The following is an 8,645-nucleotide window of genomic DNA, read 5'->3' on the forward strand; positions in this document are numbered from 1 at the left end:
CAAGCCCTGCGGTCCCTGCCATGGTCCCACCATCCTGCGCCCCGGGTGACCGGAGTCCCCAACCGGGGTGGAGCAGCTGGGCGTGATGGGTGGATACGCCCGGAATTGGTCAGCCCGTCGGGCGAGGCGCCAGCCCGTACAGGGCGTACTCGACGAGCCGGTCGGCGTACTCGTGGGTGAGCGGGAGGGTGCGCAGCAGCCAGCGGTGGGCGAGCGGGCCGACGAAGAGCTCCAGGGCGATGCGCGGGTCGATGTCCGCCCGGACGTCCCCGGCCTCCTGGGCGGCGCGCAGCCGCTTGACGTACAGCTGGAGCTGCGGTTCCAGGAGCAGCTCGACGAACTGGGCGCCGAGCTCGGGGTTGATCACGCCCTCGGCGGCGAGCGCTCGGGAGGGGGCCTCGAAAGTGGGGTCGTTCATCTCGTCGACCGTGGCGCGCAGGACGAACTTGAGGTCGGCCTCCAGGTCCCCGGTGTCGGGGATCTCACTGTCGGCGTCGCCGCCGAGCGCCTCGTTGGCCTGGCGGCCGAGGTCGAGGAAGGCGTCCAGGAGGACGGCCGCCTTGGAGGGCCACCAGCGGTAGATGGTCTGCTTGCCGACCCCGGCACGGGCGGCGATGCCCTCGATGGTGGTCTTGGCGTAGCCGACCTCGCCGACGAGGGCGAGGGCGGCGTCGTAGATGGCGCGGCGGGAGCGTTCGCTGCGGCGCGTGGAGTCGGGTGCCTTGGTGTCTGCCATGCGTCCCAATCTAGCAGCCGCGCGAGGCGAGACGTATCGTCTCAATAAGCTTGACAAGACGATACGTCTCGTTCACTCTGGTGATGTCAGAAGACGGACGACAGCGGAAGGAGCCCACCATGACGCGTGGCGGAACCGGAAACATGCTCGGTGTCGGCGGCACCCGCAAGAACCTCTCCCGCGCGGCGCTGCGCGGCAGCGGCGGCGGCCGGGCCGGCCGGGGTGCCGATCCGGCCGCGCAGAAGCGCGAGTTGCTGCGCACGTTGCGAGAGGGGCGGGAGACACCGGAGGTGAAGCAGGGACGTACGGCGCGCGACGCTTCGTGAGTCCCGGGTGAACCACCCGCCAACTCACCCGTACGGTCCACTGCGCGAAGGCTCCTCACGGCGCACCATGGCTTGCACGCACACACCGTGCGACGCCAGCCGTCCGTGAGGAGCCTTCCTTGCCTCGTGACGCAACACCCCGCCGCTACCTGATGTGCCCACCCGCGCACTTCAGGGTGACCTACTCCATCAACCCGTGGATGGACCCGGCGAAACCGGTCGACCTGCCGCTCGCCCTCACCCAATGGGAAGATCTGCGCGACCGCTACCGCTCGCTCGGCCACACCGTCGAGCTGCTCGACCCCCGCCCCGGCCTGCCCGACATGGTGTTCGCCGCCAACGGCGCCACCGTCATCGACGGCCGGGTGCTGCTGGCCCGGTTCGCCCACGCCGAGCGCGTGCCCGAGGCCGCGGTGCACCGCGAGTGGTTCCTGGCGCACGGCTTCACCGACATCCACGAACCCGACCACATCAACGAGGGCGAGGGCGACTTCGCCGTCACCTCCACCTACCTCCTCGCCGGGCGCGGCTTCCGCTCCAGCCCCCTGTCGCACGACGAGGCACAGGAGTTCTTCGGCCGCCCCGTGATCGGCCTGGAGCTGGTGAACCCGCGCTACTACCACCTCGACACGGCGCTGTGCGTCCTGGACGAGGCGCGCGACGAGATCATGTACTACCCCGGCGCCTTCTCCCCCGGCAGCCGCGCGGTGCTCCGGCGGCTCTTCCCCGACGCGCTGATCGCCGAGGAGGAGGACGCGGCGGCCCTCGGACTGAACGCCGTGAGCGACGGCAGACACGTCCTGCTGCCGCAGACGGCGGTGGGGCTCTTCCGGCCGCTGCGGGAGCGCGGCTTCGAGCCGATCGGGATGGACCTGGGCGAGCTGCTCAAGAGCGGCGGCAGTGTGAAGTGCTGCACGCAGGAGCTGCGGGAGTAGGGAGTGTCGTCAAAGTAGCGTCGTCCGCCCGAAGGGCGGGCCCGGCGGCGGCTGGTGCGTGCAGATGCAAGGCGGAGGAGGGAGCCACTGCGGAGCATTGGCGACCGACGACAACGCGGCAGATGCGCGTGCCGGGCGTCGCCGGGCAGACGGGACTTTGACGACACGACCTAAGGGCGCGAGCCGGGAACGGACGGACCCGGTCCGGGCGCGGGGACTCCCGCCCGGACCGGGTCCGCACCCGGAGCCTTCTCCCGGGTCAGTCCTCCAACGTCAGCTTGAAGAAGGCGTGGTGGCCGTGGAGGACGACCTCGGCCTTGCCCTCGGCGTCCCCGTACTCACCGCTGCCGCCGGTGATCGCCGAGTCGCCGCCGTGCGGGCCCCGGCCATAGCGGTCGATGATGTCGGTGAGGGTGATGCTGCCCTTGTCGGTGCGCAGGACGCGCTGGCACTGCGTCACATATCCCTTGCGGTCCACCTTGATGGCGGTGCACTGCGCGGTGGCGTCGCCGATCTTCTTGCCGGGCTTGCCCTTGTCGTTCTCGTGCAGATGCGCGAAGACGGTCCAGTCCGCGCCCGGGCGCAGCAGCGGGCCGAACGGCTTGGTGTCCGACTGCTTCACCGCCAGCCAGTCGAGCACTTTCGTCTCGTCCTTGGCCGGTACGGGCGCCGACGCCGCCGGGGTGGCGGCGGTGAGACCGAGGGCGGCGGCGGCGAGCGCGGCGGTGGCGAGGGAGCGGAGCATGGGGCCTCCTGAGATGAGGTGAGGGGACGGCAGCGACCCCAGCTCACCCCGGCCCCGGCCGCCCGGCAACCGGCAGCAGCGCCCCCTCACCCGGGCGGTTGCCGCTTGTCACCTCATCGGACGGTCGGCTCATCGACCGGTCGGCTCATGCCTGCGGGGGCCACGCGTCGCCCCACGCCGCGTCCCGCGCCGCCTTGTAGAGCGCGCCGTGCCGCTTGGTGACCGTGTCGCGCCGCAGCCCGTCGTCCTCGGTGCACAGGTCGAGCAGCACCTGCCCCTTGCGGATCTGCGGCTTGCGGGTGACGCGCGCGGGCGCCGGCGCGACGGGGAAGCGGGTCGCGACGACGTAGCTGAACTTCTCGTCCTCGTACGCCAGCGACCCGCCCTTCACCTGGCGGTGCAGCGACGAGCGGCTGACGCGCGCCGCGAAGTGGCACCAGTCGGTGCCCGGCTCGATCGGGCAGGCGGCGCTGTGCGGGCAGGGCGCGGCGATGCGCAGCCCGGCGGCGATCAGCCGGTCGCGCGCCTCGATGATCCGCGCGTAGCCGTCGGGGGTGCCGGGCTCGACGATCACGACGGCCTGGGCGGCGCGGGCCGCCTCCGTGACGACGGCCGCGCGGTCGGCTTCGGTGAGCTCCTTGAGGACGTACGAGACCGTGACGAGGTCGCTGCTCTCCACGCGGAGCGCCGCGCTGATCCGGGCGCGCCGCCACGCCGCGCCCGCCAGCCCCGGCACCCCGGACGCGGCCGCCAGCTCGCGCCCCAGCGCCAGCGCCGGCTCGGCCCAGTCCAGCACCGCGGTGCGCGCCGCCGAGTCCCACGCCTCCGCGACGGCCCAGCTCGCCGCGCCCGTCCCGCCACCGATGTCGGTGTGCGTGCCCGGCACCCACTCCGGCGCCGCGCCGCGCAGCGCGTCCAGCGCGGACCGCACCGCCTCGAAGGTCGCGGGCATGCGGTACGCGGCGTACGCGACGACGTCGGACCGGTCGCGCAGCACGGGCGCGTCGGTCGGGGTCGTCCCCCGGTAGCTGGCGATGAGCCGCTCGACGGCCTGCGCGGCCTTCGTCGGCGGCAGCCCGTCGAGCAGCCCGGCCAGCGCGTCGCGCAGAGCGCCCGAGACGGAGCCCGACGCGGAGGCCGAGACGGGGTCGGAGGGGGACAGGGAGACATTCACCGACCCATCGTAGGCGGCCCCCGGAGGTGCCCGGCGTTGCTAGGCTGGCCGCCCTGATCCGGTGGGCGGGCCGGGGAGTGTCCGCACAGTAGCGTCGTCCGCCCGCAGGGCGGGCCTGGCGGCGTCTGGTGCGTGCGATCGCAAGGCGGAGGAGGGAGCCACTGCGGAGCATTGGCGACTGACGACAACGCGGCTGGGGGCACCCCCAGGCGAAGCTCTGGGGGAGTGCGTGCCAATCGCCGCCAGGCAGACGGGACTTGGCGGACACGACCCAGCGGGGGGACCATGAGACAGAGGATCGTGCGCCTGGCCCTGGTGGCCGGTGTGACCGTCCTGGCCCTGCTGCTCCTCCTCGCCACCTGCGGTGGCGGCGCCGACGATCCGAAGGGCGCCCCGAAGCCGACGCGGACCGCCACCGGCAGCGCCGCCCCGGCCACCCGGCTCACCGCCCCCGCCGCGTACGACACCCGCCGCGGCTGGGAGCTCCCCGACGTCTCCGCCGGCTACGTCGTGGACCCCGCCACCGGCCTGGTCGCCTACCTGGAACCCGTGGGTGAGGCGCGGTACCGCGTGCGTACCGTCGACGCCACGACCGGCAAGCCCCGCTGGACGGGCCGCCCGTGGCACCCGCTGGGCGGCCCCGGCGACGTACCGCGTCTCCTCATCCTGGCCAAGGACGGCCGGAGTTACGTCGTGACCTGGTCGTACGGCTCGCTCCGCGGCGATCCGCTGACACCGGCGAGCAGCTTCGTCTCGCTCGACCTGTACGACGCCGCCGACGGCGCCCGGCAGCGGGTGGAGGTGCCGTGGCCGGACGCGCCGATAGTGACCGCCACCGGGCCGGGTGTCGTCATCAGCGACGGCAAGGCGAGGAGCGCGGTCGTCGCGCCCGACACCGGCGAGGTCACCACCGTCGCGCCGGAGGCGCTCGGCCCACCGAAGGGCTGCCCGGAGTGCCGCACGCTCACCGAGGTGCGCGGGATGACCCCCAAGGGCCTGCTGGTCAGCGGCGCCCGCAGCTTCTGGGTGCGCGGCGGCTGGTCGAGCCGCGGCCGCGCTCCGTCGGGCGCCGATGTGGCGAGCGGGGTGCCGACCTCGCTGACCCCGGGGCACGTCCTGGCCCGCTGGCAGCACAAGAAGGGCGCCCGCCGGGCGGCCACGCACGACATCTGGGCCGTGCACGACGTGACCACCGGCGTGCCGCTGGTGCAGACCGAGTGCCGCAAGCCCGCGATCGAACCGGGCGAGCACCCCAGGGCCGTGACCTCGCCCGGCGGGCGGTACCTGATCGCCGGAAGCCTCGCCTTCGACCTGGACGCCCGCACGGGCCGCTGCTTCGAGAACCCCGACGGCACCAGCCCGCTCACCTTGACCACGGCCACCGACGACGGCGTGGTCTACGGCGCGAGCAGCGCGCGCAGCCCGTCCGACGCCCTCGCGGGCCGCGGCACCCCGGTCCGTATCGACCTGGCCACCGGGGTGCCGGAGGCGCTCGCGCCGAGCGTACGGCTGCCGGAGGCGGAGGTGGCGGGCGTGGGGCTGTTCCGCTGGACGGACCCGGCGGACCGGGTGCACCTCATCGCGTACGTCAGGCGCGGTTGACGCTCCACGGCCGGCAGAGCCCCAGGAAGCAGCCCACCGCGCCGACCGCGCACACCAGCTGGACCACGGCCATCGGAACGGCGGTCCGCTCCCCCGCGATGCCCACCAGCGGCGAGGCGACCGCGCCGATCAGGAACGACGACGTACCGAGCAGCGCGGAGGCGGAGCCCGCGGCGTGCGGGGTGCGCATCAGCGCCTGGGAGTTGGTGTTGGGCATCGCCAGGCCCATCGCCGACATCAGGACGAACAGCCCGGCGGCCACCGGCACCAGGCCGACGGGCCCGAAGACCCCGCTGGTCATGAGGAGCAGCGCCACGGCGGCCAGCACGATCACCACCAGGCCGAAGGCCAGCACCTTGTCCATGCTGACCCGGCCCACCAGCAGCTTGCCGTTGATCTGCCCGACCGCGACAAGGCCGACGGAGTTCAGCCCGAAGAGCAGGCTGAAGGTCTGCGGGGACGCGCCGTACAGATCCTGTACGACGAAGGGCGAGGCCGCGATGTACGCGAACAGCGCGGCGAAGGAGAGCGATCCGGCCAGCATGTAGCCGGTGAAGACCCGGTCGGCGAGCAGCCCGCGCATGGTGCGCAGCGCCTCGCCGACGCCGCCGCCGTGCCGCCGCTCGGGGGGCAGCGTCTCGCCGAGCCACTTCCACACCACGAGCGTGAGCAGTACGCCGACGGCGGTCAGGACGTGGAACACGCCGCGCCAGTCGGTGAGCCGGAGCACCTGTCCGCCGATCAGCGGGGCGACGATCGGCGCGACCCCCGAGATCAGCATGAGCGTGGAGAAGAACCGGGCCATCTCGACCCCGTCGTACAGGTCCCGCACCACCGCCCGGGCGATCACGATGCCGGCGGCGCCCGCGAGGCCCTGGAGCAGCCGGAAGGCGATGAGCAGCTCGATGCCGGGCGCGAAGGCGCAGACGGCGGTGGCGGCGACGTACACGATCATGCCGATGAGCAGCGGGCGGCGGCGGCCCCACTTGTCGCTCATGGGCCCGGCGACGAGCTGGCCGAGCGCGAGGCCGGCGAGACAGCCGGTGAGGGTGAGCTGCACGGTGGCGGCGGGCGCGCCCAGGACCTTGGTGACCTCCGGCAGGGCGGGGAGGTACATGTCCATGGAGAGCGGCGGGAGGGCGGTGAGCCCGCCGAGGACGAGGGTGACGAGGAGGCTCGCCCTGCGCGCGGCGGCGGTGGCGGTGGCCACGGCTCTCGTGGGTGGAGCTGCCTCGGGGGCGCTGTCGGTGCGTATGTGACGGGGGCCGCTCTCCGGCATCTCGTCTCCTCTCCTGGGGCTCGGCGCCCTATGCTCGCAGCTCGACCGGAATAGTTGAAAACTCAAGGGTGAAATCGAGGGGGGCATGGGGATGGGCGGGACCGTGCGGTGGGGCGTGCTGGCGACGGGCGGGATCGCCGCGTCGTTCACCACCGATCTGCTTCAGCTGCCGGACGCGGAGGTGGTGGCGGTGGCGTCGCGTTCGGCCGCGTCCGCGACGGCGTTCGCCGAGCGGTTCGGCATTCCGCGGGCGTACGGGGACTGGGCGTCCCTCGCCGCGGACGAGGACGTCGACGTGGTGTACGTGGCGACGCCGCACGCGGCGCACCGCGCGGCCGCCGGGCTGTGCCTGGAGGCGGGGCGGGCGGTGCTGTGCGAGAAGCCGTTCACGCTCAACGCGCGCGAGGCGGCGGAGCTCGCTGGGATCGCCCGGCGGCGCGGGGTCTTCCTGATGGAGGCCATGTGGATGTACTGCGGCCCGGTCGTCCGGCGCATGGTGGAACTGGTCCGGGACGGCGCGATCGGCGAGATCCGCTCCGTGCAGGCGGACTTCGGGCTGGTGGGCCCGGCCGACCCCGGCCACCGGCTGCGGGACCCGGCCGCGGGCGGCGGCGCGCTGCTGGACCTCGGCGTCTACCCGGTGTCGTTCGCGCAGCTGCTGCTCGGCGAGCCCGACCGCGTACAGGCCGACGCCCTGCTCTCGCCGGAGGGCGTCGACCTGAACACGGGGATGCTGCTCGGCTGGGACTCCGGTGCCACGGCGCTGCTGTCCTGCTCGATCGTGTCCGATACGCCGCTGACGGCGTCGGTGTCGGGCACGGCGGGCCGGATCGAGTTCGCGCGCGGCTTCTTCCACCCCGAGGGGTTCGTCCTGCACCGGGACGGGCGGGAGCCGGAGGAGTTCACGGTGCCCGGGCGTCGCGACACCTTCCAGCACGAGGCGGCGGAGGTGATGCGGTGCCTGCGGGCGGGCGAGACGGAGTCGCCGCTGGTGCCGCTGGACGGGACGCTGGCGGTGATGCGGACGCTCGACGCGGTGCGGGACCGGATCGGCGTCCGCTACCCGGCGGAGGCGCTCACGCGGGCGTGAGGCCCGGGTTTCCCGCCTCCGTCACGAACGACGCGGCGGTGGTGACGGGGGCGCCCGGGGTCGTGACCGCGGCGACGGTACGGAAGTCGGCGCGGGCACGCTCGGGCGTCAGCGTGACCCTGAGGTAGCCGCGGCGGCCGTTGTAGAACCGCAGGTGGGGATTGGCGCGGGTGAGGTTGTCCCAGTTGGCGGGCTTGTCGGCGCCGTCCCGGCCGCTGCTGATGGAAGTGGCGACGAGCTCGGTGCCGACGGTGCGGGAGGCGGGATCGTCGAAGTCGGCCTTGAGGTCGAAGGCGTACCCGACGTGCACGTCGCCCGTCAGCACGACGAGGTTCTCCACCCCGGCGGCCCGGGCCCCGTCGAGGATGCGCTTGCGGGAGGCGGGGTAGCCGTCCCAGGCGTCCATGGACAGCTTGAAGTCGGGCCCCGGGGCGTTGCGACGCTGGGCGAAGGTGACCTGCTGGGGGACGACGTTCCACACGGCGCCGGAGTCCTTCCAGCCGTCGAGGAGCCAGCGCTCCTGCTCCGCGCCGGTCATGGTGCGGGCCGGGTCCTCCGACTCCGGGCCCGGGGTCTGCCAGCCGTCGCCGTAGGCCTGATCGGAGCGGTACTGGCGGGTGTCGAGGACGTCGAACTGCGCGAGGTCGCCGAAGCGCAGACGCCGGTACAGCCGCATGTCGGCGCCGGCGGGGGGGGGGGGGGGGGGCGGGGGGGGGGGGGGGGGGGGGGGCGGGGGGGGGGGGGGCGGGGGCGCACGG

At 73.7% G+C, this 8,645-nt stretch carries 8 protein-coding genes and 1 pseudogene; 4 read left to right on the forward strand and 5 right to left on the reverse strand.

Translation table 11 applies throughout. The features are described 5' to 3' along the window. Positions 1 to 109: 109 nt before the first annotated feature. Positions 110 to 736, reverse strand: a complete 627-nt coding sequence (locus ABZX67_RS04630; protein ID WP_355354452.1) for a TetR/AcrR family transcriptional regulator — start codon at positions 734 to 736, stop codon at positions 110 to 112. A 119-nt stretch (positions 737 to 855) separates the two neighbouring features. On the opposite strand from ABZX67_RS04630, the gene ABZX67_RS04635 reads away from it, so the two are divergent. Both ABZX67_RS04635 and ddaH read left to right on the forward strand, forming a co-directional pair. Further along, positions 856 to 1,062, forward strand: a complete 207-nt coding sequence (locus ABZX67_RS04635; RefSeq protein WP_355354455.1) for a DUF6243 family protein — start codon at positions 856 to 858, stop codon at positions 1,060 to 1,062. Between the two features lie 119 nt (positions 1,063 to 1,181). Further along, entirely contained in the window at positions 1,182 to 1,997 is an 816-nt protein-coding gene (ddaH, locus tag ABZX67_RS04640) for a dimethylargininase (protein WP_355354458.1), read from the forward strand. A gap of 259 nt (positions 1,998 to 2,256) precedes the next feature. Here the strand turns inward: ddaH and ABZX67_RS04645 are convergent, their stop codons facing one another. Beyond that, positions 2,257 to 2,742 (reverse strand): hypothetical protein, encoded by a 486-nt coding sequence (locus ABZX67_RS04645; RefSeq protein ID WP_355354461.1) that lies wholly within the window; start codon positions 2,740 to 2,742, stop codon positions 2,257 to 2,259. A gap of 145 nt (positions 2,743 to 2,887) precedes the next feature. Beyond that, positions 2,888 to 3,850 carry a small ribosomal subunit Rsm22 family protein gene (locus tag ABZX67_RS04650; protein ID WP_355354717.1) on the reverse strand — a complete coding sequence of 321 codons (963 nt, stop codon included), beginning with the start codon at positions 3,848 to 3,850 and terminating at the stop codon, positions 2,888 to 2,890. A 351-nt stretch (positions 3,851 to 4,201) separates the two neighbouring features. Here ABZX67_RS04650 and ABZX67_RS04655 point away from each other — a divergent pair, with 351 nt between their 5' ends. Continuing rightward, the gene (locus ABZX67_RS04655) at positions 4,202 to 5,518 is read left to right on the forward strand and encodes a hypothetical protein (RefSeq protein WP_355354464.1); all 1,317 of its coding nucleotides are present in this window, start codon (positions 4,202 to 4,204) and stop codon (positions 5,516 to 5,518) included. On the opposite strand, the gene ABZX67_RS04660 is transcribed toward ABZX67_RS04655, so the two are convergent. After that, complete coding sequence (locus tag ABZX67_RS04660) at positions 5,505 to 6,797, reverse strand: Bcr/CflA family multidrug efflux MFS transporter (protein ID WP_355354467.1); 1,293 nt, start codon at positions 6,795 to 6,797, stop codon at positions 5,505 to 5,507. The two genes, ABZX67_RS04655 and ABZX67_RS04660, sit on opposite strands and share 14 nt — an antisense overlap. 91 nt (positions 6,798 to 6,888) lie before the next feature. Between ABZX67_RS04660 and ABZX67_RS04665 the strand changes: the two genes are divergently transcribed. Next, the gene (locus tag ABZX67_RS04665; protein ID WP_355354470.1) at positions 6,889 to 7,887 is read left to right on the forward strand and encodes a Gfo/Idh/MocA family oxidoreductase; all 999 of its coding nucleotides are present in this window, start codon (positions 6,889 to 6,891) and stop codon (positions 7,885 to 7,887) included. Here the strand turns inward: ABZX67_RS04665 and ABZX67_RS04670 are convergent. Continuing rightward, a pseudogene (locus ABZX67_RS04670) lies at positions 7,874 to 8,566 on the reverse strand (alkaline phosphatase D family protein); the annotation flags it as partial. The gene ABZX67_RS04665 and the pseudogene ABZX67_RS04670 sit on opposite strands and share 14 nt — an antisense overlap. Positions 8,567 to 8,645 lie beyond the last annotated feature (79 nt).

The organism is Streptomyces sp. NPDC003036 (assembly GCF_040611175.1).
Taxonomy (GTDB): domain Bacteria; phylum Actinomycetota; class Actinomycetes; order Streptomycetales; family Streptomycetaceae; genus Streptomyces.